The sequence below is a fragment of the Acidithiobacillus sp. HP-11 genome (assembly GCF_015100075.1).
GTDB classification, from domain to species: Bacteria; Pseudomonadota; Gammaproteobacteria; order Acidithiobacillales; family Acidithiobacillaceae; genus Acidithiobacillus; species Acidithiobacillus thiooxidans.
In genome coordinates this window covers 22,511-48,172 of sequence record NZ_JACKYY010000019.1, presented here as the reverse complement: position 1 = coordinate 48,172, position 25,662 = coordinate 22,511, and the positions used below count along the sequence as shown (strand labels likewise).

General features: G+C 54.1%; 22 protein-coding genes, 1 tRNA gene and 1 pseudogene. 22 read left to right on the top strand and 2 right to left on the bottom strand.

The window, feature by feature from the left end; all coding sequences use genetic code 11:
• Positions 1–167 precede the first annotated feature (167 nt).
• From H7F08_RS07545 to H7F08_RS07525, 4 genes and pseudogenes are all read left to right on the top strand, one after another.
• The gene (locus H7F08_RS07545; protein ID WP_193640250.1) at positions 168–809 is read left to right on the top strand and encodes a restriction endonuclease subunit S; all 642 of its coding nucleotides are present in this window, start codon (positions 168–170) and stop codon (positions 807–809) included.
• Between the two features lie 438 nt (positions 810–1,247).
• Positions 1,248–3,545 (top strand): EcoAI/FtnUII family type I restriction enzme subunit R, encoded by a 2,298-nt coding sequence (gene hsdR / locus H7F08_RS07535; protein WP_193640248.1) that lies wholly within the window; start codon positions 1,248–1,250, stop codon positions 3,543–3,545.
• Between the two features lie 575 nt (positions 3,546–4,120).
• Positions 4,121–4,342: pseudogene (locus H7F08_RS15885) on the top strand (BrnT family toxin); the annotation flags it as partial.
• A complete protein-coding gene (locus H7F08_RS07525; protein ID WP_193640247.1) occupies positions 4,326–4,583 on the top strand; it encodes a CopG family antitoxin in 258 nt (85 codons plus the stop codon). The pseudogene H7F08_RS15885 and the gene H7F08_RS07525, both read left to right, overlap by 17 nt.
• 290 nt (positions 4,584–4,873) lie before the next feature.
• Here H7F08_RS07525 and H7F08_RS07520 read toward each other — a convergent pair whose 3' ends face one another.
• Together H7F08_RS07520 and H7F08_RS07515 are read right to left on the bottom strand one after the other, a co-directional pair.
• The gene (locus H7F08_RS07520) at positions 4,874–5,989 is read right to left on the bottom strand and encodes a ribonucleotide-diphosphate reductase subunit beta (protein ID WP_193640246.1); all 1,116 of its coding nucleotides are present in this window, start codon (positions 5,987–5,989) and stop codon (positions 4,874–4,876) included.
• Positions 5,990–6,009: 20 nt separating this feature from the next.
• Entirely contained in the window at positions 6,010–8,862 is a 2,853-nt protein-coding gene (locus H7F08_RS07515; RefSeq protein WP_193640245.1) for a ribonucleoside-diphosphate reductase subunit alpha, read from the bottom strand.
• A gap of 313 nt (positions 8,863–9,175) precedes the next feature.
• On the opposite strand from H7F08_RS07515, the gene tldD reads away from it, so the two are divergent.
• The 18 genes from tldD to nuoK all read left to right on the top strand — a co-directional run bounded on the left by tldD (position 9,176) and on the right by nuoK (position 25,661).
• Positions 9,176–10,621: a metalloprotease TldD gene (gene tldD / locus H7F08_RS07510; protein WP_010641669.1), complete on the top strand. Its 1,446-nt coding sequence runs from the start codon at positions 9,176–9,178 to the stop codon at positions 10,619–10,621.
• A gap of 96 nt (positions 10,622–10,717) precedes the next feature.
• Complete coding sequence (ftsH, locus tag H7F08_RS07505; protein ID WP_010641671.1) at positions 10,718–12,643, top strand: ATP-dependent zinc metalloprotease FtsH; 1,926 nt, start codon at positions 10,718–10,720, stop codon at positions 12,641–12,643.
• Between the two features lie 53 nt (positions 12,644–12,696).
• A complete protein-coding gene (folP, locus tag H7F08_RS07500; protein WP_193640244.1) occupies positions 12,697–13,509 on the top strand; it encodes a dihydropteroate synthase in 813 nt (270 codons plus the stop codon).
• Positions 13,506–14,846 (top strand): phosphoglucosamine mutase, encoded by a 1,341-nt coding sequence (gene glmM, locus H7F08_RS07495; protein WP_193640243.1) that lies wholly within the window; start codon positions 13,506–13,508, stop codon positions 14,844–14,846. The genes folP and glmM overlap by 4 nt, the downstream gene beginning before the upstream one ends.
• Before the next feature lie 97 nt (positions 14,847–14,943).
• A complete protein-coding gene (gene tpiA / locus H7F08_RS07490; protein WP_193640242.1) occupies positions 14,944–15,717 on the top strand; it encodes a triose-phosphate isomerase in 774 nt (257 codons plus the stop codon).
• A 4-nt stretch (positions 15,718–15,721) separates the two neighbouring features.
• Positions 15,722–16,159: a preprotein translocase subunit SecG gene (secG, locus tag H7F08_RS07485; protein WP_010641686.1), complete on the top strand. Its 438-nt coding sequence runs from the start codon at positions 15,722–15,724 to the stop codon at positions 16,157–16,159.
• Between the two features lie 37 nt (positions 16,160–16,196).
• Positions 16,197–16,281 (top strand) — tRNA-Leu (locus H7F08_RS07480).
• A 134-nt stretch (positions 16,282–16,415) separates the two neighbouring features.
• Complete coding sequence (locus H7F08_RS07475; protein ID WP_024893593.1) at positions 16,416–16,772, top strand: NADH-quinone oxidoreductase subunit A; 357 nt, start codon at positions 16,416–16,418, stop codon at positions 16,770–16,772.
• The gene (locus H7F08_RS07470) at positions 16,763–17,239 is read left to right on the top strand and encodes a NuoB/complex I 20 kDa subunit family protein (protein WP_010641695.1); all 477 of its coding nucleotides are present in this window, start codon (positions 16,763–16,765) and stop codon (positions 17,237–17,239) included. Before H7F08_RS07475 ends, H7F08_RS07470 begins: the two co-directional genes overlap by 10 nt.
• Before the next feature lie 3 nt (positions 17,240–17,242).
• Positions 17,243–17,851: an NADH-quinone oxidoreductase subunit C gene (locus H7F08_RS07465; protein WP_193640241.1), complete on the top strand. Its 609-nt coding sequence runs from the start codon at positions 17,243–17,245 to the stop codon at positions 17,849–17,851.
• Entirely contained in the window at positions 17,835–19,088 is a 1,254-nt protein-coding gene (locus H7F08_RS07460) for an NADH-quinone oxidoreductase subunit D (protein ID WP_024893595.1), read from the top strand. The genes H7F08_RS07465 and H7F08_RS07460 overlap by 17 nt, the downstream gene beginning before the upstream one ends.
• A 3-nt stretch (positions 19,089–19,091) precedes the next feature.
• Positions 19,092–19,583: an NADH-quinone oxidoreductase subunit NuoE gene (gene nuoE, locus H7F08_RS07455; protein ID WP_031572491.1), complete on the top strand. Its 492-nt coding sequence runs from the start codon at positions 19,092–19,094 to the stop codon at positions 19,581–19,583.
• Entirely contained in the window at positions 19,573–20,856 is a 1,284-nt protein-coding gene (nuoF, locus tag H7F08_RS07450) for an NADH-quinone oxidoreductase subunit NuoF (protein ID WP_010641703.1), read from the top strand. Before nuoE ends, nuoF begins: the two co-directional genes overlap by 11 nt.
• Positions 20,856–23,204 (top strand): NADH-quinone oxidoreductase subunit NuoG, encoded by a 2,349-nt coding sequence (nuoG, locus tag H7F08_RS07445; RefSeq protein ID WP_193640240.1) that lies wholly within the window; start codon positions 20,856–20,858, stop codon positions 23,202–23,204. The genes nuoF and nuoG overlap by 1 nt, the downstream gene beginning before the upstream one ends.
• Positions 23,204–24,229, top strand: coding sequence for an NADH-quinone oxidoreductase subunit NuoH (gene nuoH, locus H7F08_RS07440; RefSeq protein WP_024893600.1), 1,026 nt, complete (start codon positions 23,204–23,206; stop codon positions 24,227–24,229). Before nuoG ends, nuoH begins: the two co-directional genes overlap by 1 nt.
• 10 nt (positions 24,230–24,239) lie before the next feature.
• Entirely contained in the window at positions 24,240–24,731 is a 492-nt protein-coding gene (nuoI, locus tag H7F08_RS07435) for an NADH-quinone oxidoreductase subunit NuoI (protein ID WP_010641710.1), read from the top strand.
• A 16-nt stretch (positions 24,732–24,747) separates the two neighbouring features.
• Positions 24,748–25,344: an NADH-quinone oxidoreductase subunit J gene (locus H7F08_RS07430; RefSeq protein ID WP_193640239.1), complete on the top strand. Its 597-nt coding sequence runs from the start codon at positions 24,748–24,750 to the stop codon at positions 25,342–25,344.
• A 2-nt stretch (positions 25,345–25,346) separates the two neighbouring features.
• A complete protein-coding gene (gene nuoK / locus H7F08_RS07425) occupies positions 25,347–25,661 on the top strand; it encodes an NADH-quinone oxidoreductase subunit NuoK (protein ID WP_010641712.1) in 315 nt (104 codons plus the stop codon).
• Position 25,662 lies beyond the last annotated feature (1 nt).

Here is a 25,662-nt window from a genome sequence, read left to right as displayed (position 1 = left end):
GCTTAATCGGGAGGCGACTATACGGGACAACTCGGACCGCTCTTCGCTGGTTAAAGTGACTGTGGGCGCAACTCGCAAGGCTCGACTCCATTCATGCCCTCAACATGGAGCTATTTTATCATCATAAACCTTAAGTTTCACCAAGAATGCAACACTACACTAGAACCATGAGTGACGTGATAGGAAGCTATACCTATTTTACTAATGGCGATGTTCTATTAGCTAAAATTACGCCTTGTTTTGAGAATGGAAAACTGGGTATCGCATCAGATTTAATTAATAATATCGGGTTTGGCTCCAGTGAATACATTGTGTTTCGCGCAAACGAACAGCTTGATGCCGAATGGCTATATTACTACCTGTCACGGCAATCGTTCCGAAACGAAGGTGCTAGCAGAATGGCCGGAGCTGTAGGCCATAAGCGAATCACAAAGGACTTTATTGAAGATTATCCTATTCCGATTCCACCTCTCCCCGAACAGCGCCGCATCGTCGCCATCCTCGACGTAACCTTTGAAGGCATAGCGACAGCAAAAGCGAACGCCGAGAAGAATCTCCAGAATGCCCGCGAGGTCTTTGAGAGCCATCTGAATGCGGTGTTTTCGCAGCGGGGTGAGGGATGGGTAGAGAAAAAATTGAGCGAAATTTGTAACATTAAGCACGGTTTCGCCTTTGATGGATCAGAATTTTCAAATGAAATTTCAGTGGGAGAACCAATTGTTATCACTCCAGGCAATTTCACCGAGAATGGCACTCTAAGCTTCAGCGCGAAGAATACAAAACGATTTATCGGTCAACCGTCAGAATAATTTATCTTCAATATTGGAGATCTGGTCATTGTAATGACCGATTTGTCATCTAAAATGAAGATACTCGGGAAACCTGCTTTTGTTGAAATTGATAACTTGCTGCACAACCAAAGAATTGGCCGGTTTATATTTCTTAACGATACGGTTGACAAGCGTTTTGTTTATTATTTCATGTTAAGCAATTCGTTCGCTAGCAATATAAAGCAGTCAGCGACTGGAACCATGGTAAAACATACTGCGCCGACTAGAATCCTTAGTAATGTTATCCCATTTCCTTTTGAACGACGGGAGCAAAGTCGAATTGTTTCCATGCTTATAAGTCTACGAAACGAAACCCAACACCTCGAATCTCTCTATCAACAAAAACTCACCGCCCTCGACGAACTAAAACAATCCCTCCTTCACCAAGCCTTTAATGGCGACCTATAGGACTCCGCCATGAACGAAGCCGACACCCGCGCCCAACTGGTAGATCCTGCCCTCAAGGCCGCTGGCTGGGGTATGGTGGAAGGCAGCCGGGTACTGCGAGAGTACCGGATTACTCAGGGGCGACTGCAGGGCGCCGGACAACGCGGCAAGCCGGAAATTGCTGACTACGTGCTGGAGTACCGCAACGAGAAGCTCGCCATCGTCGAAGCCAAGCGCCGCGATCTGCCCCATACCGAAGGGGTGACGCAGGCCAAGCAATACGCCCTGAAGATGGCCATACGCTTCACCTATGCCACCAACGGAATATCCATCTATGGCATCGACATGGAAATGGGTTCGGAAGGTGAACTACCCTGTTATCCTTCCCCCGAAGAACTCTGGAATCAAACCCATGTCGTGGAAAATGCGTGGCGGGATCGTTTTGCCGCCATTCCATTTGAAAGTGTCGGCGGATCATTCCAGCCCCGCTACTATCAGGAGACCGCCGTACAGCGCGTCCTGGAAGCCATTGCACAGGGACAGGAGCGCATCCTCCTGACGCTGGCTACTGGCACCGGCAAAACCTTCATCGCTTTTCAGATCGCCTGGAAGCTTTTTCAGGCCCGCTGGAACCTCTCCCGCGAACCCAGCCGCAGGCCACGTATTCTTTTTCTTGCGGACAGGAATATCCTCGCCAATCAGGCTTTCAATGCCTTCAACGCTTTCCCCGAAGATGCCCTGGTGCGGATAGCCCCTGAGGATATCCGCAAGAAAGGCCGCGTCCCCACCAACGGCAGTATCTTTTTCAGCATTTTCCAGACCTTCATGAGTGGCCCCGGTGACACGCCGTACTTTGGGGACTATCCGCCGGACTTCTTCGACTTCATCGTGGTGGATGAATGTCATCGGGGCGGCGCCAAGGACGAAAGCAGCTGGCGCGGCATCCTCGAATACTTTGCGCCTGCGGTACAGTTGGGCCTCACCGCCACTCCCAAGCGCCGGGACAACGTGGACACTTATGCGTACTTTGGCGCGCCAGTCTATATCTACAGCCTCAAGGACGGCATCAATGACGGATTCCTGACCCCTTTCAAGGTCAAGCAATTCGCCACCACCATCGACGAATACATGTACACCCCCGATGATGATCTCCTCGAAGGCGAAATCCAGCACGGCAAGACCTATCTGGAAAAAGACTTCAATCGCAAAATCGTCATTCCCGAGCGCGAACGCTATCGGGTAAAGCTCTTCATGAGCCACATCGACCAGCGCGAGAAGACCTTGGTGTTCTGCGCCAATCAGGAACACGCCGCCCTGGTGCGGGACATCATCAATCAGGAGAAGACCAGCACCGATCCCCTCTACTGTGTCCGCGTCACGGCCAATGACGGCAGCATGGGCGATCAGTATCTGAAAGACTTCCAGGACAACGAAAAGAATATCCCCACCATTCTGACCACCAGCCAAAAGCTGAGCACCGGCGTCGATGCCCGGAACATTCGCAATATTGTTCTGCTTCGCCAAATCAACAGCATGATCGAATTCAAACAGATTATCGGTCGGGGCACCCGGCTGTATGAGGGGAAGGACTTTTTCACCGTCTATGACTTCGTGAAAGCGCATCATCATTTTGGAGATCCGGAATGGGATGGCGAGCCGCTGGAACCGGAACCTACAGGGGGAAGCGGCGAAGTGCGGGAACCCCGGCTACCTTTACCGCCGACGGAGCGGCCCGTCAAAATCCGGGTGAAGCTGCGGGACGGGAAGGAGCGCAGCATTCAAAGCATATCCTCCAACATCTATTTCGGACCCGATGGCAACCCCGTTACGGCAGCGCAGTTTCTGGAAGGGCTCTTTGGCACACTGCCGGAGTTCTTCAAGGATGAGGACGCGCTTCGCCAGATATGGAGCGATCCTGAGACGCGGAAGGGCTTTCTGCAGGGACTGGCCGAGAAAGGCTACAACCGGGAACTACTCATGGAGATGCAGCAAATCATCGACGCGCAGAATAGTGATCTCTATGACGTGCTGGCCTATGTGGCTTTTGCCTTGCAACCGGTTCCCAGATCAGAGCGGGCGGAACACGCCAAGCAGAGTATGGACCAGCAGTTCACCGACAAACAGCGGGCCTTTCTGGACTTTGTGCTGGCGCAATACGTGAAAGTGGGAGATGCGGAATTGGATACCGAAAAATTATCGCCTCTACTCCGGCTGAAGTACAACAACGCTATCGCCGATGCGTTTGCGGAGCTGGGCACCCCGGTACAGGTAAGGGAAGTGTTCAGCGGGTTTCAGCGGTATTTGTATGATGCACGGCAAAGGGAATAAAGATGAGCGTAACAGACAAGAAATGGCGCGCTGCCATAGATGAAGTATTGGCGGAATCATCTATGCCGCTACACTACACTGGGCGCTACTCCAGCGGCTACTGTGAACGCTGTTTACCACGAGACCGGCAGTATTGGGGTTATGCCAGCATCATATCCAGCGGAAAAGCTGATTCCTGCATTGGAAGCAATACTTATTGAGGCCCTGGAACCACGGCAAAATCGAAAGCGGGGGGATGATCTCGCGGCAGTGGAATATAGCCAGAAGACTGACCCAGATATTGATAAGAGAAAGGCTAAAGCCCTTATCGATAGGATATAGTATGGGCACAGGAGGTCAGCAACATAACTTGTGAAGAAAGTGGACTGCTGTTCCCAGATTATGATCATCAGACCACTGGGGTAGTATTATGCGGAGCGAACTTCAGGTTTAGACTGGAAACCGCCCATTGGTGGTCAGATACCTGGGCAAGTGGCTGAGTTGCGTTTGTGTAGACGCACGCCTACACTTCTCTCATGGAGATAGTGGGCTTCGATTGGGATAGCGGCAACTAGCCGAAGTGCGGAAAGCATGGCGTTTCCCGCCAAGTGATAGAGCGATTGTTTCTCGAAGGAAAGGTGATGGTTGCTCCCGACCCGAAGCACTCCCTCCCGACAGAAGGTCGGCATATTGCGGTGGGCCGGGTCGATGGCAGGCCAATGTTCGTGGCGTTTGCCATCAGGGATGATCTCATTCGCCCGATCAGTGCCCGTTACATGCACGAGAAGGAGATTACGAATTATGAAGCAGGTACCTAAGTTCAAGACTGATGCAGAGGCCGAAGCGTTCCTAGAGCAGGACCTGTCCGACCGCGACTTCCGGCAGTTCCAGCCAATGCGCTTCGAAATCGCGCCGAAAGACGCCGCCCTGAACATGCGGTTACCCGAAGCATTGCTGGAAGCCGTGAAGGCCAAAGCCAAAGCCAAAGGTGTGCCCTACACCCGCTACGTGCGCATGCTTCTGGAAGCCGATGTAGCTCGACCACGTCATCAGCAGTAGCCGAGTATTGTACCCACTCTCCAACGTAAGCAATGGACAGCTTCCGACCCACTCCCGCCGGTCGCGTATTGCAGGTAGAACAACCTTATCGAATAGTACGTAAGCATCCACAAATGATGAAACTCTAGATACCAGCTCGGAAGACCAAGCGCTTATATATGATCGAGGCATGACGAAGTATATAAATGCGTCCACAGATTAAAATGGTATAGTTGCTTTATTTGACACGGAATCTCCTTATGTGTCGCGTCAGTCTCACGTTATGTGGCGGCCAACGATCACCCCAAACATCAATCCCAACTCAGCGCCCCCCCAGTCTGATACTCCGTCACCCGAGTTTCAAAAAAGTTCTTTTCCTTTTTGAGGTCCATCATTTCGCTCATCCATGGGAAAGGGTTTTGTACGCCCGGATATTGCTGGGGCAGGCCCAGTTGAACCAGGCGCCGGTTTCCGATGAATTTGACGTAGTCCTTGAATATCGGGGCATTCAGACCCAGAACCCCACGGGGCATGGTGTCGTCGGCATAGGCGCATTCCAGTTCCACGCCACGACGGATCAGATCAATAATTTCCCGCTGGAAGCTTTCTGTCCAAAGCTGTGGGTTTTCGACTTTGATCTGATTGGCTAAATCAATACCAAAATTACAGTGCATGGATTCATCGCGCAGAATGTACTGGTATTGTTCGGCGGCGCCTACCATCTTGTTCTGTCGGCCCATGGCCAGAATCTGGCTGAACCCGACATAGAAAAAAGTCCCTTCCATAATGGCCGCAAAAACAATCAGCGAGCGCAGCAGTTTCTGGTCATTTTCCAGGGTGCCCGTCTTGAAATTGGGGTCGGCCAGGATGTCGATGAAGGGCATCAGAAACTGGTCTTTATCCCGCACCGACGGTACTTCGTGGTACATGTTGAAGATTTCACCTTCATCCAGGCCAATGGATTCGACAATGTACTGGTAGGCGTGGGTGTGAATGGCTTCCTCAAAGGCTTGCCGTAACATGTATTGGCGGCATTCCGGCGCGGTAATATGCCGATAGGTGCCCAGTACGATGTTGTTGGCAGCGAGGCTGTCGGCGGTAACAAAAAAACCAAGATTGCGCTTGACGATGCGGCGTTCATCTTCCGTGAGGCCTTTGGGGTCTTTCCAAAGGGCAATATCACGAGACATCTGGATTTCCTGGGGCATCCAGTGGTTGGCGCAGGCGGCCAGATACTTATCCCAGGCCCACTGATATTTGAAAGGAACCAGTTGATTGACATCCGCACGACCGTTGATGATGCGCTTGTCTTCGGCCCGTACCCGGGCGAAACGCATGCTTTCCTCTTCCGGCACAGACTCCGGCAAATCATTCAGGCTGCTGCTGCGCAGTGCTTCGGGACGCAGGCTGTTTTCAAAATTCAACATAACGGCAATTTCTCCTCTGCTTATTGGCAGGCTTCACAGGTGGGATCATCAATGGCACAGGCCTTGGGCTGGTGGCCGGACACGGCGTTGAGAGTGCCTGTTTGTACAGTAGATTTTTCCGCCGCTGTGGCTCCCAGCGAACGCAGGTAATAGGTGGTTTTAAGCCCGCGCTTCCAGGCCAGACGGTAGGTTTCATCAATTTTCTTGCCGGACGGCTGACCAAAATACAGGTTCAGACTCTGCGCCTGATCCAGCCACTTCTGACGACGGGCAGCGGCCTCGACCAGCCATTCCGGGTCGGTTTCGAAGGCATTGGCATAAAGCGGCTTGAGGGCGGCAGGAATGCGGTCCACGGGCAAGACCGATCCGTCGAAGTATTTGAGGTCATTGACCATGACTTCGTCCCAGAGTCCCTGACGTTTGAGGTCATGCACCAGGTAGCTGTTTACCACCGTAAATTCGCCGGACAGGTTGGATTTGACGTAAAGGTTTTGATAAATGGGCTCAATCCCCTGGCTGACGCCAACAATGTTGGAAATGGTCGCCGTGGGGGCAATAGCCAGACAATTGCTGTTACGGATGCCTTTGCGAACCTTGTCCCGCAGCCCGTTCCAGTCGAGGCGCATGCTGCGGTCTACGTCAACGCCATGTTCGCGGCTGGCAGCCAGCAGTTCGATGCTGTCGATGGGCAACACCCCCTGACTCCAGAGTGAACTCTGGAAGCTCGGGTAACTGCCCCGTTCCTGCGCCAGATCGGCAGAAGCCTCAATGGCGTAGTAGGAAATCACTTCCTGACTGATGTCGGCAAAGGCGACGGCCGCTGGCGAAGCATAGGGTATCCGCATTTCCAGCAGGGCATCCGAAAAGCCCATCAGACCCAGACCCACAGGACGATGGCGCATATTGCTGTTGCGCGCCTTGGCCACGGCGTAGTAGTTCATGTCGATGACATTGTCGAGCATGCGCATGGCGGTGCGGATGGTCCGGCTGAGCTTGTCGGTGTCCAGCAGTTCCAGCAGATCTTCGGGCGTGCTGTCGGTGCGCAGGGCGGATTGATCGGTGCTTGCGGTATTTTTCAGGTGCGCAATCAGGTTCACGGAGCCCAGATTACAAACGGCAATTTCCTTGTCGTTGGTGTTGAGGGTGATTTCCGTGCAGAGATTGGAACTATGTACGACACCCACGTGCTGCTGCGGGCTGCGCAAATTGCAGGGGTCCTTGAAAGTAATCCAGGGGTGACCGGTTTCAAACAGCATGGTCAGCATTTTGCGCCACAGCTGCAGAGCCGGAACTTTTTTGTACAGTTCGATTTCACCCGCATCGGCCATACGCTCGTAATGTTCGTAGCGTTCCCGGAAAGCCGAGCCGGTCAGATCATGCAGATCTGCCGTTTCATTCGGGCTGAACAGCGTCCAGGCAGTACCACTTTCCACCCGCTCCATAAACAGGTCAGGAATCCAGTTGGCGGTGTTCATGTCATGAGTGCGGCGCCGGTCATCGCCGGTGTTTTTGCGCAGTTCCAGAAATTCTTCAATGTCCATGTGCCAGGTTTCGAGGTAGGCGCAGACTGCACCCTTGCGCTTGCCGCCCTGGTTGACGGCAACGGCGGTGTCGTTGACCACCTTGAGGAAGGGCACGACGCCCTGGGATTTACCATTGGTGCCCTTGATGAAAGAACCCAGCGCCCGTACGGGGGTCCAGTCGTTACCCAGACCGCCGCTGAATTTGGAGAGCAGGGCGTTTTCCTTGATGGCCTCGTAAATATCGTCCAGATCGTCGCCCACGGTGGTCAGGAAGCAGCTCGACAATTGCGGCCGCAAGGTTCCTGAGTTGAAAAGGGTGGGGGTCGAACTGACAAAGTCGAAGCTGGACAGTACTTCATAAAAGGCGATGGCCTGTTCTTCACGGTCCACTTCATTGACAGCCAGACCCATGGCCACCCGCATCCAGAAAGACTGAGGCAGTTCAATGTGGCGTTCGCGGACATGCAGGAAATAACGATCATAAAGAATCTGCAGGCCCAGATACTGGAAATTCAGATCGCGCTCGGGTTTGATGGCCGCCGTAATACGGTCCAGATCATATTGACCAAGACGTGGATCAATCAGTTCGTGGGCAATGCCGGTCTGCAGGTAATCCCGGAAGTATTCGGGATAGCGTGCGGCCATTTCAGTCTGGGTGGCGGCTTCACCCAACACTTCCCAGCGTACCCGGTCCAGCAACAGGCGCGCAGAAACATAAGCATAGGCGGGGTCGCGCTCGATCATGACCCGGCTGGCCAAGATGGGAGCCTGAAACAGTTCATCTTCACTGATGCCATCGTACAGATTTTTACTGGTGTTGCTCATCAGGGTATCAACGGAAACAGCTTCGCCAAGGCCGCTGCAAGCTTCCTCAATGACGGCTCGCAAACGCTTCAGATCAAGAGCCCGCTGCGTACCATCCGGATATTTCACCTGAATTTGCGGTATGTCCGTCTGCGGGGCTGAAATGCTCTGTTGACGGCGTTCGCGGGCGCGCTCTTCACGGTAAAGCACGTAGGCACGCGCGACCTCGTGTTCGCCCGCCCGCATCAAGGCCAGCTCTACCTGATCCTGAATATCTTCTATATGAAAGGTGCCACCACCCGGCTGGCGTCTTTGCAGCGCCTCAATGACCTGCCCGGTCAGACGCGTGACGAGGTCGCGCACCCGGGCGCTGGCGGCACCGCTGCCACCTTCCACGGCCAGAAAGGCTTTGGTCATGGCAATATGAATTTTGCTGGCGTCAAAGGTAACCATCGCATTGTTGCGACGGATGACCTTGTAATGACTGGCTTCTGATGGATCGTATGCAGGATTGCTGACAACAGTTTGAGCGGCGGGATTGGGCATGTTGAGACTCCGAAGCTGGGCGTAAAGGGCCTGGAAAAAGCGGTTATGTCACGCAATGGGCACCCGGAAAACAAATTGCCTGCCAGACACCTCACACACCAAATATAGTCTTGCTGGTGCTGTTGTCAACTACATATTGTGGATGAAAGGGTGGATAAATGGCTTGCAAGTTGTGGATAAGGTAGCCAGTGCAATCATTTTGCGAAGGTTTTGTGGGAATTACCGACCATGTCTAAAGAAATTAAAATTTGGACTTGTTCTAATTGGTCTCTTGGGCGCATACTGACGGCATAGACTCTCAAGGAAGGATGATATGACTGCTTCAACCCTCGATATAGCGCGTGCCACCTTGTTTACTCCCGGCGGTATCAGTGAAGGGGAGCTGGAAAAAGTGTTTGGCCGACTGTCTCATCGGGCGCTGGACGATGCCGACCTGTACTTTCAGTACAGTCGCAGCGAAGGCTTCAGTCTCGAAGAAGGGGTGGTGAAAAACGGGAGTCATTCCATTGAACAGGGGGTAGGGGTGCGCGCCATTCAGGGTGAGCGGCAGGGCTTGGCCTACTCCGATGAAATTGGCGTCGAGGCGCTGCTGACGGCGGCCGATGCAGCGCGCGCCATTGTCCATCAGCCGGGTGAAAATCGGGGCCTGGTCTGGCAGCGGCGCAATGGGCTGTCCTTGTATCAGCCAACCGATCCGTTGGCCTCTATCCCCAACGAAGAAAAAATCGCCCTGCTGGAGCGAGTGGAGCAGGTGGCGCGGTCGGTAGACCCCCGCATTGTTCAGGTGATGGCCAGTCTGAGCGCCAAATTTGAGGCGGTGCTGGTGGCGCGACTGGATGGCACCATGGCGGCAGACGTCCGTCCTTTGGTGCGTCTCCATGTTTCGGCCATTGCCGAGCAGGGCGGACGGCGCGAGCAGGGGAGCGCCGGTGGTGGTGGTCGTTATGATTACCAGACCTTCCTGAAGGGCCAGATGGCCGATGATTTTGCCCGCGAAGCCGCGCGTCAGGCACTGATTAATCTGGAAGCTGAAGCGGCCCCGGCAGGGAGTATGGATGTGGTGCTGGGGCCGGGCTGGCCGGGTATTTTACTGCATGAAGCCATCGGCCATGGCCTGGAAGGTGATTTCAATCGTAAGGGTACCAGTGCATTTAGTGGTCGGGTCGGTGAGCGGGTTGCGGCTCCTGGGGTGACCGTGGTGGACGACGGTACCCTCGAAAATCGCCGGGGCAGCCTGAATGTCGATGACGAAGGCACGGAAACCCAGTGTACCACCCTCATCGAAGACGGAATCCTCAAGGGCTATTTGCAGGACACACTCAACGCCCGCCTGACCGGCACCCGTTCTACCGGCAATGGTCGGCGTGAGTCCTATGCGCACCTTCCCATGCCACGGATGACCAATACCTACATGCGTGCGGGGGATCGGGATCCTCAGGAAATTATTGCCAGTGTCCGGCGTGGTCTTTATGCAGTGAACTTTGGCGGGGGGCAGGTGGATATTACCAACGGTAAGTTCGTGTTTTCTGCTTCTGAAGCCTATCTCATTGAAAATGGTAAAATAACCCGGCCGATAAAAGGGGCGACGCTGATTGGTAATGGTCCGGATGTGCTGACCAGGGTTGAAATGATCGGTAATGACCTCCAATTAGATACGGGTGTGGGTACTTGTGGCAAAGATGGTCAGAGTGTGCCGGTGGGCGTCGGTCAGCCTACTCTCAAAATACGCGATCTGACGGTGGGAGGAACACAGGGTTGAAAAAAATCTTATTGTCAGTGGCTTTTCAGAGGGCTAACATCAAAGCATCTGTCAGCCTTGAATCTGGATCAAATTCTCCCTTGCGGGGGGTAACTTATGAATAATGTCTTAAAAAACGTTTTGTTATGGGTGGCCATAGGCGTCATCCTGATGCTGGTGTTTCAGAACCTCAATACGAGTAGTTCGACACCCGCTCAGGCTATGGACTTTTCGACGTTTGTGAATAGCATCAAGCAAGGGCAAGTAGCCGATGTAAATATTGATGCCAATCATGTAACGGGTAGTCTCAGTTCCGGGCAAAAGTTCAGCGTTTACACGCCGACCAATGATACCCAGCTGGTGCCCCAGTTGCTTGCCGCAGGCGTGAAAATCAATGTGAAACCCCCGGCAGGACAATCCATTTTGCTGTCTATCCTGATTTCCTGGTTCCCCATGTTGCTGCTGATTGGCGTCTGGATTTTCTTCATGCGCCAGATGGGTGGCGGTGGCGCGGGTGGTCGTGGTGCCATGACATTCGGGCGCAGCAAGGCCCGGATGCTGACTGAAGAAAACAACAAGGTCACCTTCGCTGATGTGGCGGGCGTTGAAGAGGCCAAGGAAGAGCTGGCGGAAATTGTCGACTTCCTGCGCGATCCCCAAAAATTCCAGCGTCTCGGTGGTCGTATTCCCAAGGGCGTGCTGTTGATGGGTTCACCGGGTGCCGGTAAAACCTTGTTGGCACGCGCCATTGCCGGTGAAGCCCGGGTACCGTTCTTCTCCATTTCCGGCTCTGATTTTGTGGAAATGTTCGTGGGCGTCGGCGCCTCGCGGGTTCGCGACATGTTCGAGCAGGCGAAAAAACATGCACCCTGCATCATTTTCATTGACGAAATTGATGCGGTCGGACGCCAGCGTGGCGCTGGTCTTGGCGGTGGTAATGATGAGCGCGAACAGACCCTCAACCAGTTGCTGGTAGAGATGGATGGTTTTGAAGGTACGGAAGGAATTATTGTGGTGGCTGCCACCAACCGTCCGGATGTGCTGGATCCTGCTCTGTTGCGTCCTGGCCGTTTTGATCGTCAGGTCACTGTGCCTCTGCCCGATATTCGTGGTCGTGAACAGATTCTGCAGGTTCACATGCGCAAAGTGCCTATTACGCCCGACGTGGATCCCAAAGTCATTGCGCGGGGTACGCCTGGTTTTTCCGGGGCTGATCTGGCCAATCTGGTCAACGAAGCAGCCTTGATGGCGGCGCGCAAGAGTAAGCGTCTGGTCGATATGCATGACTTTGAAAACGCCAAAGACAAGGTCATGATGGGTGCCGAACGCAAATCGGTAGTGATGAGTGACAAGCAGCGGGAAACTACAGCATATCATGAATCGGGCCATGCGGTGGTTGCCAAGTTGTTGCCCGGCACGGATCCGGTGCATAAGGTGACCATCATTCCTCGTGGCCGTGCCTTGGGTGTCACCATGCAGTTGCCCACCGAGGATCGCTTCAACTACGAGCGTGAGGAAATTCTCTGTAACATTTCCATCCTCATGGGTGGGCGTATTGCCGAAGAGGTCTTTCTGAATCAAATGACCACGGGTGCGGGTAATGATATTGAACGCGCCACGGATCTGGCCCGGAAAATGGTGACCCAGTGGGGTATGTCCAGTATTGGCCCCATGGTGATTGGTGAGAAGGAAGAAGAAGTGTTCATCGGTCGGGAAATGACTAAGCATAGTAACATTTCCGAACAGACAGCCATGACCGTGGACGGAGAAATCCGGGGCATCATTCGTGAACGTTATGATGTGGCGCGCAAGTTGATCGAAGGAAATCGTGACAAGGTCGAAGCTATGGCTAAGGCTTTGTTGAAGTACGAAACCCTGGATTCCAATCAGGTGAGTGACATCATGGCCGGGCGTGATCCACGTCCGCCGGTAGATGGCGCGGGTAGTTATCCGACCATGCCCACGGATGGTAATGCTGCCAGTTCGGATAAGACCGGTGGTCAGACCCTGCCGGGCCTCAATCCCGGAGAACATCCCGTTTGACCGTAACGCTGAATTGCAATGGGCGCCCGCTGTATTTGGGGCGCCCTTGTGTTATGGGGATTTTGAATGTCACCCCCGACTCTTTCTCCGATGGCGGAACTTATATCCGCCCGGAGTTGGCGGTTATGCGGGCACGCCAAATCTGGGAGAGTGGCGGCGACATTATTGATATTGGTGCGGAATCAACCCGTCCGGGTGCCCCCGCTGTTTCCGAGTCCGAAGAAATGGATCGCCTGCTGCCCGTTGTGGAAGCGGTGCTGGCAGCGGTGCCTTTGCCGGTGTCCATAGATACTTACAAAGCCAAGGTCATGCGCGAAGCCTGGTCCCTGGGGGCGGGCTTGATGAATGATGTCACGGCACTGCAAGGCGACCCGCAATCGCTGGCCATGGCTGCAGAGTTGGACATTCCGGTTTGCCTGATGCATATGCGGGGTACGCCACGGAATATGCAGACCAACACCCGCTATGACGATGTGCTTGGCGAGGTAATCGGTTTTTTCAGGGAACGTATGGCTGCATGCGCAACCGCAGGAATCCGCCGTGAACAGTTATTGCTGGACCCCGGATTGGGTTTTGCCAAAGATCTGCAGGGAAACTGCCGACTTTTGCGGGAGTTGGACGCAATTCAAAGCCTGGGATTGCCGATTGTGGTCGGGGCTTCCCGAAAAAGCATGATCGGCGAGTTGTCCGGTGTCGCCCTTGCCGCTCAGCGGCTGGCCGGTAGCATTGCCGCCGCACTCTGGGCTGTGGCCCATGGTGCGCGGGTGCTGCGTGTCCACGATGTGGCAGAAACGGTGCAGGCCATCAAAGTCTGGACAGGTATTCAGGAACAAGGGGCTGAAAAGCCGTTAAGGGAAGTACCATGAGCAGAAAATGGTTTGGCACCGATGGTGTCAGAGGGCGGGTCGGAGATTCTGTCATTCACCCGGAATGGGTACTGAAGTTGGGATGGGCGGCGGGACATGTGCTGACCGCCGGCGCCACAGAGCGTCCCCGGGTAGTCATTGGCAAGGACACACGGCTTTCCGGTTATTTACTGGAATCCGCACTGGAATCCGGTCTGGCCAGTGCTGGTGTGGATGTGTTGCTGGTCGGTCCACTGCCAACACCAGCCATTGCCTATTTGACGCGTACCCTGCGTGCGGACGCCGGAATTGTCATCAGCGCTTCGCATAACCCCTATCAGGACAATGGGATCAAGTTTTTCTCGGGCGATGGCTATAAATTGCCCGATGCCCAGGAAGAAGCTATTGAGGCCTGGATGGATCGGCCAATGCTGGTTTGTGATTCCGAACAGCTTGGTAAGGCGCGCCGTGTAGAGGATGCAGCAGGTCGGTATGTAGAGTTTTGCAAAACCACTTTTCCCGCCAACCTGGACTTGCGTGGCCTGCATCTGGTTGTGGATTGTGCTCACGGCGCCAATTACAGGGTGGGCCCCATGGTGTTCCGGGAGTTGGGCGCACAATTGACTTTGCTGGGTGTGGAGCCCAATGGCATCAATATCAATGCCGGAGTTGGTTCGACCTGTCCGGAAAGCCTGCAGGAGCAGGTGCGCAGCACTCAGGCTGACTTGGGTATTGCTTTTGATGGTGATGGTGATCGACTGATTTTGGTGGATGGGCAGGGCGCGCTGCTGGATGGCGACGAACTCATCTGGCTTTTGGCCCGCGACATGCAGCAGCAGGGTATTTTGTCTGGCGTGGTCGGTACGGTCATGAGTAATCTGGCCCTTGAGCAGGGCCTTGCTGATTTGGGAGTGCCCTTTGTGCGTAGCGCCGTCGGCGATCGCTATGTTCTTGAAGCCATGCAGCAGCACGCCTTCCCTCTGGGTGGCGAATCATCGGGGCATATTATTACGCCGGCCAATACCACGGGGGATGCAATTCTGGCTGCCTTGCGTGTGCTGGCCATTATGCGTAAATCCGGCAAAAGCCTGAAGGCATTACGGGAAGGCTATCAGCCCTATCCGCAGGTCCTGATTGGCGTACGTCTGGCAGATGCACGACGTTTGCTGGATCATCCCGCAGCCCAAGAACGGGTTGCGGCCGCAGAACAAGAACTGGCGGATCAAGGGCGGCTACTGGTGCGGCCATCAGGTACAGAGCCATTGTTGCGGGTCATGGTCGAGGCCGTGTCAGTAGACCTGGCTGCGCGGGTTGCCGAGAAGCTTGCCAAAGAACTCAGTGATCTGGCGCCCGGATAAAATCAGAAAATGCAAAATTGACCGCTTCGAGTGGAGTCTTTACACTCGGTCGCACATTAGACGATCATGACATATAGCTGAACAAGGAAGATTTGATTTGCGTCCCATCATGGTTGCAGGAAACTGGAAGATGAATGGCCTCAGCGCCGATGCCGTGCATCTTACCCAAGCAATTCTCAGCGCCGATCTGGAGCAGATGCGTCCTGAAGTGGTGCTGTTCCCGCCGTATACCCTTTTGCATGCAGTGACTCAGGAAGCAAAGGGAACTGCTTTGCGCTGGGGGGGGCAGAACTTGTTCTGGGAAGCCAGTGGGGCGTATACCGGAGAAATTTCGGGTGCCATGCTCCGCGACATGGGTTGTCGCTATGTTTTGGTAGGACATTCGGAAAGACGGCAGATTTTTGCGGAAACGGACGAACTGGTGGCCCGTAAGGTCAAAGCGGCGCTGTCATCGGGCCTGATACCCGTAGTCTGTGTGGGTGAGAGCGAAACTGAGCGTGCCCAGGGCGCTACCGAACAGGTTCTGCAGCGTCAGGTGGAGGCGATATTGCCTTTGTTGAATCTGGAGTCCAACCAGCCTAACCTCATCATTGCCTACGAACCCATCTGGGCCATTGGCACCGGACAAAGTGCCAGTCCGGAACAGGCCCAGGCCGTACATGCTTTTATTCGTAAGCTGGTGGCAGGGCATTCCAGTCAGTTGGCCAAGCGCCTGATTCTGTTGTACGGAGGCAGCGTCAAAGGCAACAATGCAGCAGCGCTGTTTGATCAGGAAGACATCGATGGCGCTCTGGTGGGCGGAGCATCCCTGAGCGCGGGAGAATTTATCCAAATTTGTCGTGCTGCCGAATTGGCAGGACGAGGAGGTTGATTTGATGTACACCTTGTTATTGGTGTTTCAGGTGATTATTTGTGTCGTCCTGGTAGGGCTGGTTCTGATTCAGAAAGGTCAGGGGGCGGATATGGGCGCAGCATTTGGCGGCGGTGGATCGCAAACCGTATTTGGCGCCCAGGGAGCGGGAAACTTCCTCAGCCATACTACGGCAGTTATTGGTGCCATATTTTTTCTGAACAGTCTTGGTCTGGCGTATCTTTCTGATCATGCTGCAAGCAGTGCGGTTTCCGGGATTACTTTGCCAAGCAAGGCACCAGTTACCAGCACGCTACCGGAGAAACCTGCTACCGCGAAACCCACGGTCGTTCATCCTGCGGCAGCGGCCACGGGTTCTGCGGCAGCAGCCGTAAGCACATCTGCAGCAAGCAGTGTGCCGGCAGCGCCAGTTTCTACAGCAAAAACACCTGTGAAGCCTTGACGTAGCAAGCGGGTCATGAGAAAGTTTTAAGACTTCGGCCGAAGTGGTGAAATTGGTAGACACACCGTCTTGAGGGGGCGGCGGCGCAAGCTGTACCGGTTCGAATCCGGTCTTCGGCACCAAATTGCAGCCTATAGGGCTGTTTTTTTGTCTCTGGAGTATACCAGAGCATTGATTTATATATAAGAAAATTAATTTATAGCGGATTTTGAAGGTGGTATTTTCAGGTCCATATTTGGGTGGAGGAGTGTTGGGGATGTTGAACCACTATTTACCCGTGCTCATCTTTATTGTGGTGGCACTGGTGGTCGGTGTGGTCCCATTGCTGATGGGAGCCTCGCTGGGACCGCACAAACCGGATAGCGAAAAGCTCTCGCCCTATGAATGTGGCTTTGAGGCTTTTGAAGACGCACGCGTCAAATTTGATGTGCGCTATTATCTGGTGGCCATTCTGTTCATTCTCTTCGATCTGGAAATTGCCTTCCTGTTCCCCTGGGCCGTGGTCTTTGATCAGATCGGCATGATGGGTTTTCTGGCCATGATGATTTTTCTCGCCATTCTCGTGGTGGGTTTCATTTATGAGTGGAAAAAAGGAGCCTTGGAATGGGAATAGAAGGCATCCTCGAAAAAGGTTTTGTGACTACCAGCATCGATACCGTAGTCAACTGGAGTCGGACCGGCTCCTTGTGGCCCATGACATTTGGGCTGGCATGCTGTGCCGTCGAGATGATGCATGCCGGAGCAGCCCGTTATGATCTGGATCGTTTTGGTATCGTGTTTCGTCCCAGTCCGCGTCAGTCGGACGTGATGATTGTGGCAGGGACTCTGGTCAATAAAATGGCCCCGGCCTTACGTAAGGTCTATGACCAGATGCCGGAACCGCGTTGGGTAGTTTCCATGGGTTCCTGTGCCAATGGTGGTGGCTATTATCACTACTCGTACAGCATAGTGCGTGGTTGTGATCGCATCGTGCCGGTGGATATTTATGTTCCCGGTTGTCCGCCCACTGCCGAGGCGCTACTTTACGGTCTGATCCAATTGCAGAAAAAAATTCGTCGAACCAATACGATAGCCAGGTAAGCCATGACTGACGCACTCGAAAATCTGCGCCAGATACTGAGCGCAAAGCTGGGAGATAATCTGCACACTGCCCGTATTGATCGTGAAGAATTGACGGTGGAAATAACGCTGGAAGGATTCCACGCAGCTTGTCTCTGGTTGCGCGACGATCCGGCCTGCCGCTTCAACATGCTGATAGACGTATGCGGCGTCGATTACTCCGAATATGGCGACGGCATCTGGAAAGGGCCGCGTTTTGCGGTGGTGTACCATTTACTTTCCCTGCCACACCGGCAGCGCATCCGTTTGCGGATATTTGCAGAGACCGAATTGCCGATTGTCCCCTCCGTAGTGGATGTCTGGGCGGCCGCTAACTGGTTTGAGCGGGAGACTTTTGATCTTTACGGGATTTTGTTTGATGGTCATCCCGACCTGCGCCGTATTCTTACCGATTATGGTTTTGTGGGTTATCCATTCCGTAAGGATTTTCCGCTGGTGGGAACCGTAGAAATGCGTTACGACGCCGATCAGGGGCGCGTCATTTACGAACCCACGCGCACCGAAGAACGGGTAGTTGTCCCGCGCATCATCCGGGCCGAGGAGGAGGGGCGCTACAATGCCAGAAATCAATAATTTTACGATGAACTTCGGGCCGCAGCATCCTTCGGCACACGGAGTATTGCGTCTGGTGCTGGAGCTGGACGGGGAAGTCATCGAGCGTGCTGATCCGCATATTGGTTTGCTCCATCGTGCTACGGAAAAGCTGGCCGAAAATAAAACCTATTTGCAGAATTTGCCCTATATGGACCGTCTCGACTACGTGTCGATGATGTGTAACGAGCATGCGTACTGCCTGGCCGTGGAAAAGCTGCTGGGTCTGGAAGTGCCAAGGCGTGCCCAGTATATTCGTACGCTTTTCGACGAAATTACCCGGGTTCTCAACCATCTGCTCTGGCTGGGTGCCTATGCGCTGGATGTGGGTGCCATGAGTGTCTTCCTGTACTGCTTTCGCGAGCGAGAAGACCTTATGGACGTGTATGAGGCGGTTTCCGGTGCGCGGATGCACGCAGCTTATTATCGGCCTGGTGGGGTGTATCGTGATCTCCCGGCACAGATGCCCCAATATGTGGCCTCGCCTTACCGGGATGCCAGGCGCCTGGATGAACTCAATGCCAATCGTCAGGGAACGGTGCTCGATTTCATTGAAGATTTTACCCGGCGTTTTCCCGGTTATGTCGACGAATATGAAACATTACTGACCGATAACCGCATCTGGAAACAAAGAACAGTGGGGATTGGTGTGGTAGGTTCCGAGCGGGCGGTGCAGCTGGGCTTTACCGGTCCCATGTTGCGGGCTTCCGGGGTAGCCTGGGATTTACGGCGGACCCAGCCTTACGCGGCCTATGCGGATCTGGATTTTGAGATTCCCGTCGGTAGTACCGGGGATTGTTATGACCGCTATCTGGTACGGGTGGCGGAAATGCGGCAAAGCAACCACATAATTGCCCAGTGCGTGAATTGGCTGCGACAGAATCCGGGGCCGGTCATTACGGATGATTTCAAGGTGGCAGCACCCCCGCGTGAAGAAATGAAGGGCAGCATGGAAGCCCTCATCCATCACTTCAAACTGTTTTCGGAAGGCATGTCCGTTCCGGCAGGAGAAGTGTACACAGCCGTTGAGGCTCCCAAGGGCGAATTCGGTATCTACATGATTTCTGATGGTGCCAACAAACCCTACCGGATGAAAATTCGTGCCCCCGGTTTTTCTCATCTGGCAGCGATGGATGAAATGGCCAAGGGACACATGATTGCAGATGTGGTGGCGATACTGTCCACCATGGATATTGTTTTCGGCGAGATTGACAGGTAGAGCATGTTATCGGAAAAGTCCCTGAAAGCTATTGCCTTTGAGCGCAGCAAGTATCCGCAGGAAGAGTCGCGTTCTGCGTTGTTGGCGGCACTGCGTATTGCCCAGGAAGAACAGGGTTATCTGCGTGATGAACTTATTGAATATGTTGCAGAAATTCTGGGTTTGCCAGCCATTCAGGCTTTTGAGGTGGCGACTTTTTACACCATGTATGACCTCAAGCCCGTGGGTCGCCACAAGCTCTGCGTCTGTGGCAGCGTGTCCTGCTTTCTGAACGGATCAGACAGAATCATTGCTCATCTGAGTAAAACCTTGGGAATCGGTCTGGGTGAAACGTCGGCTGATGGCTTGTTCACCCTGCAGGAAGTGGAATGCCTGGGTGCCTGTAAAGATGCGCCGATGATGCAGCTGGGAGATCGCTACTACGAAAACCTGACTCCAGAAAGTCTGGATGCCCTGATTGCCCAATTGCGGGGAGGATCTGAAGATGTACGTTAATGGCGTTACGCTGCAGAATCGTGGTATTCCCGACTCCCATCGTCTGTCCGTGTATGCCGGAACCGGTGGTTATGAAGCTTTGCGCAAGGTCCTCCAGGAACCGATGGCGCCCGAGCAGATTATTGCCGAAATGAAAAAATCCGCTCTGCGTGGACGCGGTGGTGCCGGCTTTCCGACCGGACTGAAGTGGAGTTTCATGCCCAAAGGGGTCAGTGGCACGAAATACCTGCTCTGCAATGCCGATGAGGGCGAGCCCGGTACCTGCAAGGATCGGGATATTATGCGCTATGAACCGCATCGCCTGATTGAGGGGATGATTATCGGTGCCTATGCCATGGGTGCCACGGCGGGCTACATTTTTATTCGTGGCGAGTTCATTGAACCCATCCATATTGTCGAGGATGCGCTGGCTGAAGCCTATGCAGCGGGGTATCTCGGCCAGAATATTCTGGGTACCGGTTTTTCCTTCGATTTGTATGTATATCGGGGTGCCGGGGCCTACATTTGTGGGGAAGAAACCGCGCTCATGGAAGCCCTGGAAGGCAAAAAGGGTCAGCCGCGCTTCAAGCCACCTTTTCCCGCCAGCTACGGACTTTATGGGCGCCCCACCACCATCAACAACGTCGAAACGTTCGCCTCGGTGCCGGACATTATCACCAGGGGCGGCGAGTGGTTTTTGAATCTGGGTAAACCCAATAATGGGGGCACCAAGATTTTCTCCGTCACTGGTCAGGTCCAGAAACCCGGAAATTACGAAGTCCCCATGGGGCTTCCGTTCCGGGAATTGCTGGAGATGGCCGGGGGCTTGCGTCCTGGTCGCCGGCTGAAAGCGGTGATTCCCGGTGGAACCAGCACGGCGATGGTGGCTGGGGAGGTGATGATGGATGTCACCATGGATTACGACTCCATTTCCAAGGCGGGTTCGGCTTTGGGTGCGGGTTCCGTGATTGTCATGGATGACAGTGTGTGCATGGTCCGCACGGTGGAGCGCATTGCCCGTTTTTATATGCATGAGTCTTGTGGTCAATGTACACCCTGCCGCGAAGGCATGGGTTGGTTGTGGCGGGTCATGCATCGCCTCGAAAACGGTCAGGGTCGCGAAGAAGACCTGCAACTGCTTCTGGATGTGGGTTCACGCATTGAGGGGCGGACCATCTGCGCCCTGGCAGATGGTGGGGTTGCGCCGGTGGTGAGCTCCATCAAGTTATTTCGTGAGGAATATGAATACCATATTGAACACAAAAGCTGCATGATCAGTATGGGAGAACACTGATGCTGCATATTGAAATAGACGGACAGCAAGTCGAAGTGGCAGCCGGGACCACGATCATGGAGGCCGCTGAGTCTCTAGGGATTTATATCCCGTTTTTCTGCTATCACCCCAAACTTTCTGTTGCCGCCAATTGCCGGATGTGTCTGGTGGATGTGGAAAAAGCGCCAAAACCCTTGCCCGCCTGTGCCACCCCGGTGTCTGACGGAATGAAAATAGCCACGGCTTCGCGCAAGGCAAAAATGGCCCAGCAGGGTGTTCTGGAATTTTTGCTGATCAACCATCCCCTGGATTGTCCGATTTGTGATCAGGGCGGCGAATGTCCATTGCAGGACATCACCATGGGCTTTGCCAATCCCCACAGTCATTACAATGAGGAGAAGCGGGTTGTCGAAGACAAGGATATCGGTCCGCTGATCACTACGGAAATGACCCGCTGCATTCAGTGTACCCGCTGTGTGCGTTTCGGGCAGGAAATCGGTGGCATCAAGGAGCTTGGGGCTACCGGACGCGGTGAACACATGGCCATTGGCACTTATGTAGCCAAGGCTGTGAAATCGGAATTATCCGGAAACATGATTGATTTATGTCCGGTGGGCGCGCTGACCAGCAAACCCTTCCGCTACAAGGCCCGCTCCTGGGAACTGAAGCACACCCCCGGCATTTGTCCGCATTGTTCCACGGGCTGCAATACCGATGTCCAAAGTCTGGGCAAGGAAGTGCTGCGGGTTTTGCCGCGCAATAATGAAGCTGTCAATGAACAGTGGATTTGTGACAAGGGGCGCTATGCCTACACCGGATTGAATGCGCCTGATCGGGTGACCAAGCCTTTGTTGCGCGATTCACAGGGTAAGTGGACGGAAGTCTCCTGGGCCGAAGCCCTGGAAGCGACGCTCGCCGGACTGGAAAAAGTGCTGGCCCGTCACGGTGCAGACAAGCTGGCCGGACTGATTTCCGGACAGTCCAGCAACGAAGAACTGTTTTTGTTCCAGGCCTTGTTGCGCGGACTGGGTAGCCCGCATGTGGATCATCGTCTGCATCAGCAGGATTTCCGTGCGGATGCGGCCATGCCTCTTTATCCGGCGCTGAATATGAGTCTGGAAGAACTGGAAAGGGAACCACTGATTGTGCTCTGTCATGGCTTCACCCGACACCAGCAGCCGCTGACCAACCATCGCCTGCATAAGGCGGTACTGAACGGCGGCAAGGTAGTGAGCATTGACAGCATGCGTCAGGATTTCAACTTTCCGGTCACTCAGATCGTTGCCGGGGCGGGTGAAGATCTGGCCTTGTACCAGCAACTGGCGGGGCATTTTGCCCATGTTCATGAAGAAAAACAGAGCGATGGTCTGGTAGATTTGGCCCGGGAAATGGCGGCAGCAGATAATCCGCTCATTTTGATTGGCAGTGCCCTGCTGCATCATCCCCAGGCTGCTGATCTGCTGGCGCAGGTGGAAAGCATTGCCGAGCTGGCGGGTGGGCGGATTGGCTGGCTGGCAGATGAAAGCAACAGTGCCGGAGCCTGGTTGAGTGGCTGTGTACCCCAGCGCGCTCCTGGCGGTCACCTGCTGGCAGAGTCCGGTTTACCTGCAGGTGCCTGCTGGAATACCGACATGCAGGGCTTTATTCTTTTCGGCGTAGAGCCGGGTGTGGATAGTCTTGCAGGAGCACAAGCCGTCCAGCGCCTGCGCGATGCCGAGTTTGTTTTAAGCATCAGTCATTTTGGGAATGAAGCCCGGCAGTATGCGGATGTTATACTACCCATGGCCGCGTTTGCCGAGGGTTCAGGTTCTTATGTGAATAATGAAGGACGCTGCCAGTCCTTCCGCGCGGCAGTGAAATTACCCGGTGAAGCCCGGCCCGGCTGGAAAATATTGCGGGTATTGGGTGATGGTCTGAAACTGCCGGACTTTCAGTACAATGAACTGAGCGAAGTGAGCGCCGCCTGGCATCATGCCGTAGGCGACTATGGTATGGATATTCCGCCTTTCCACGCCTTCCCAGCACTGGAAGCAGTGCAACCCATACCAGCAGGCGCGTTGTTGCGCCTTGGCGACTGGCCCATATATCAGGGGGATCCTCTGGTACGCCGGGCCAAGCCGCTGAGTACCCCCCTGGTTGCCAGAATGCATCCCGATCAGGCCCGTCAGTCGGGAATTCAGGGTGAGGCCGTGGAAGTCAGTTCCGCATCAGGAAAAGTCACTCTGGCCCTGGATCTGGATACGCATATTCCTCTGGGTTGCATCTGGATTCCTCTGGGCTACCCGGAAACTTCAGGACTTGCTGCGCCTTATCTGCCCTGTTCCGTAGCGATGGCAGCATTACTGCCGGAAACCCAGAGGGCATCATAATGCATGATTTTTATCAAACCGGCTGGTGGGCAGTCATCTGGTCGATTATCAAAATTGTCATTGTGGTGGTGCCGTTATTGCTGGGTGTGGCTTACCTGACCCTGGCAGAACGCAAGGTCATTGGTTACATGCAGGTCCGTTTGGGACCCAACCGGGTGGGTTTCAGAGGTTCGCTGCAGCCTATTGCCGATGCGCTGAAGCTGATGTTCAAGGAAGTCATCATTCCCACCAGTGCCAACCGCTTTCTGTTTCTGGCAGCGCCGGTGCTGGCGTTTGTCCCTGCACTACTGGTCTGGGCGGCAGTACCCTTCGGGCCGGATGTGGCTATCTCCAACATGAACGCCGGTTTGCTGTACGTGCTGGCGATTGCCGGGTTGGGCGTGTACGGCATTATCGTGGCGGGCTGGGCTTCCAACTCCAAGTATGCGTTTCTGGGTGCCATGCGTGCCGCCGCACAGCTGGTTGCTTACGAAATCGCCATGGGTTTTGCGCTGGTCGGAGTGTTGATGTTGGCCCAGACCCTGAATCTGAGCAAAATTGTCGAGGCCCAGGCCGGTGGCGGGTTCTGGTCCTGGTACTGGTTGCCCCTTTTCCCGTTTTTTCTGGTGTATTTTATTTCCGGTGTGGCGGAAACCAACCGCGCACCTTTTGACGTAGCGGAAGGCGAGTCGGAAATTGTCGCCGGTTTCCATGTGGAATATTCTGGAATGGCTTTCGCCCTGTTTTTCCTGGCGGAATATGCCAACATGATTTTTGTGTCATTGTTGACGACGGTCCTGTTTCTGGGCGGTTGGTATGCACCCATCAACACCCCGTTATTGACCTGGATACCCGGCCTGGTCTGGTTGCTGCTCAAAACCGCTTTTCTGCTGTATGTGTTTTTGTGGATTCGGGCAACATTCCCACGCTATCGCTATGACCAGATCATGCGCCTGGGCTGGAAAGTGTTCATTCCGGTAACCATTGCCTGGATTGTGGTGGTGGGTATTGCCCTGGAAACACCCATGCGTGCCATTCTGCGCTGAGGAGAACAATATGCAAATTCGCCCGAAGCAGTGGTTCAAGACTTTTTTCCTGACGGAAATGCTGCGCGGTATGCAGCTGACCGGTCGGTATTTTTTTGCCCGCAAAATCACCGTGCAGTATCCCGAAGAACAAACGCCCCAGTCTCCGCGTTTTCGGGGGCTGCATGCCCTGCGCCGTTATGAGAACGGTGAAGAACGCTGTATCGCCTGTAAATTATGTGAAGCCGTCTGTCCGGCATTGGCTATCACCATTGAAAGTGAACAACGTAATGATGGAACCCGGCGCACCACCCGTTATGACATTGATCTGAGCAAGTGCATTTTTTGTGGTCTTTGTGAAGAATCCTGTCCGGTGGATTCCATTGTCGAAAGTCGGGTGTTGTCCTATCACGGCGAAATTCGTGGGGATCTGATTTATACCAAGGATATGCTCCTCGCCAATGGTGATCGCCTGGAAGCAGAATTGGCAGCGGATCGCGAAGCAGACCGCGCATATCGTTGACAGGAAAATAATTATTATGATCATAACCACCATCCTTTTTTACCTTTTTTCGGCGATATTGCTGGGTTCTGCGACAGCGGTCATCACGGCAAGAAATCCGGTCTATGCGTCTTTGTTTCTGGTGCTGGCGTTTTTCAATGCCGCCGCCCTGTTCATTTTGCTGGGCGCAGAATTTTTGGGTCTGATCCTGATTCTGGTTTATGTGGGCGCGGTCATGGTGCTTTTCCTGTTTGTGGTGATGATGCTGGATATTAATTTGACCCGTCTCAAGGAAGGGTTTTTGAGTTACCTGCCGCTGGGGCTGGCCATTGCCATTCTGGGCGTGCTGGAACTGGCCGTGGTTTTCTGGACTTCGCCGTTGGGCCATATTCCTGCTCCCGGCCCTATTCCTGCCAATGCAGATAATACCCGCGCCCTGGGCGTATTGCTTTACACTCATTATTTATATCCCTTTGAAATTGCGGCGGTGATTTTGCTGGTTGCGATTATTGCGGCTATTGCCCTGACCTTGCGGCGCCGCCAGGGCACTAAAACCCAGAGTGTTGATGCGCAAATGGCAGTGCGTGCCAAAGACCGCATCAGCCTGGTGAATTTGCGGGGGCCGGAACAATGATGATGGGTGGACAACCAACGCTCGCCGCTTATCTGATACTCGGGGCTATCCTTTTTTCCATCGGTGTGGTGGGGATTTTCCTGAACCGCAAAAACGTGATTATTTTGCTGATGGCCATTGAATTACTGCTGCTGGCAGTGAATATCAATCTGGTGGCATTTTCCCGCTATCTGGGGAATCTCGAAGGGCAGGTTTTTGTGTTTTTCATCCTGACGGTAGCTGCTGCTGAAGCGGCCATTGGTCTGGCCATTCTGGTGGTTTACTTCCGGAACCGCCGGAGTATCAACGTAGAAGATATTGACGAGTTGAGAGGCTGAT

Coding starts and splice junctions, on each gene's coding strand:
- H7F08_RS07545 (WP_193640250.1), top strand. CDS start 168: ATGAGTGACGTGATAGGAAGCTATACCTATTTTACTAATGGCGATGTT.
- hsdR (WP_193640248.1), top strand. CDS start 1,248: ATGAACGAAGCCGACACCCGCGCCCAACTGGTAGATCCTGCCCTCAAG.
- H7F08_RS07525 (WP_193640247.1), top strand. CDS start 4,326: ATGAAGCAGGTACCTAAGTTCAAGACTGATGCAGAGGCCGAAGCGTTC.
- H7F08_RS07520 (WP_193640246.1), bottom strand. CDS start 5,989: ATGTTGAATTTTGAAAACAGCCTGCGTCCCGAAGCACTGCGCAGCAGC.
- H7F08_RS07515 (WP_193640245.1), bottom strand. CDS start 8,862: ATGCCCAATCCCGCCGCTCAAACTGTTGTCAGCAATCCTGCATACGAT.
- tldD (WP_010641669.1), top strand. CDS start 9,176: ATGACTGCTTCAACCCTCGATATAGCGCGTGCCACCTTGTTTACTCCC.
- ftsH (WP_010641671.1), top strand. CDS start 10,718: ATGAATAATGTCTTAAAAAACGTTTTGTTATGGGTGGCCATAGGCGTC.
- folP (WP_193640244.1), top strand. CDS start 12,697: ATGGGGATTTTGAATGTCACCCCCGACTCTTTCTCCGATGGCGGAACT.
- glmM (WP_193640243.1), top strand. CDS start 13,506: ATGAGCAGAAAATGGTTTGGCACCGATGGTGTCAGAGGGCGGGTCGGA.
- secG (WP_010641686.1), top strand. CDS start 15,722: ATGTACACCTTGTTATTGGTGTTTCAGGTGATTATTTGTGTCGTCCTG.
- H7F08_RS07475 (WP_024893593.1), top strand. CDS start 16,416: ATGTTGAACCACTATTTACCCGTGCTCATCTTTATTGTGGTGGCACTG.
- H7F08_RS07470 (WP_010641695.1), top strand. CDS start 16,763: ATGGGAATAGAAGGCATCCTCGAAAAAGGTTTTGTGACTACCAGCATC.
- H7F08_RS07465 (WP_193640241.1), top strand. CDS start 17,243: ATGACTGACGCACTCGAAAATCTGCGCCAGATACTGAGCGCAAAGCTG.
- H7F08_RS07460 (WP_024893595.1), top strand. CDS start 17,835: ATGCCAGAAATCAATAATTTTACGATGAACTTCGGGCCGCAGCATCCT.
- nuoE (WP_031572491.1), top strand. CDS start 19,092: ATGTTATCGGAAAAGTCCCTGAAAGCTATTGCCTTTGAGCGCAGCAAG.
- nuoF (WP_010641703.1), top strand. CDS start 19,573: ATGTACGTTAATGGCGTTACGCTGCAGAATCGTGGTATTCCCGACTCC.
- nuoG (WP_193640240.1), top strand. CDS start 20,856: ATGCTGCATATTGAAATAGACGGACAGCAAGTCGAAGTGGCAGCCGGG.
- nuoH (WP_024893600.1), top strand. CDS start 23,204: ATGCATGATTTTTATCAAACCGGCTGGTGGGCAGTCATCTGGTCGATT.
- nuoI (WP_010641710.1), top strand. CDS start 24,240: ATGCAAATTCGCCCGAAGCAGTGGTTCAAGACTTTTTTCCTGACGGAA.
- H7F08_RS07430 (WP_193640239.1), top strand. CDS start 24,748: ATGATCATAACCACCATCCTTTTTTACCTTTTTTCGGCGATATTGCTG.
- nuoK (WP_010641712.1), top strand. CDS start 25,347: ATGGGTGGACAACCAACGCTCGCCGCTTATCTGATACTCGGGGCTATC.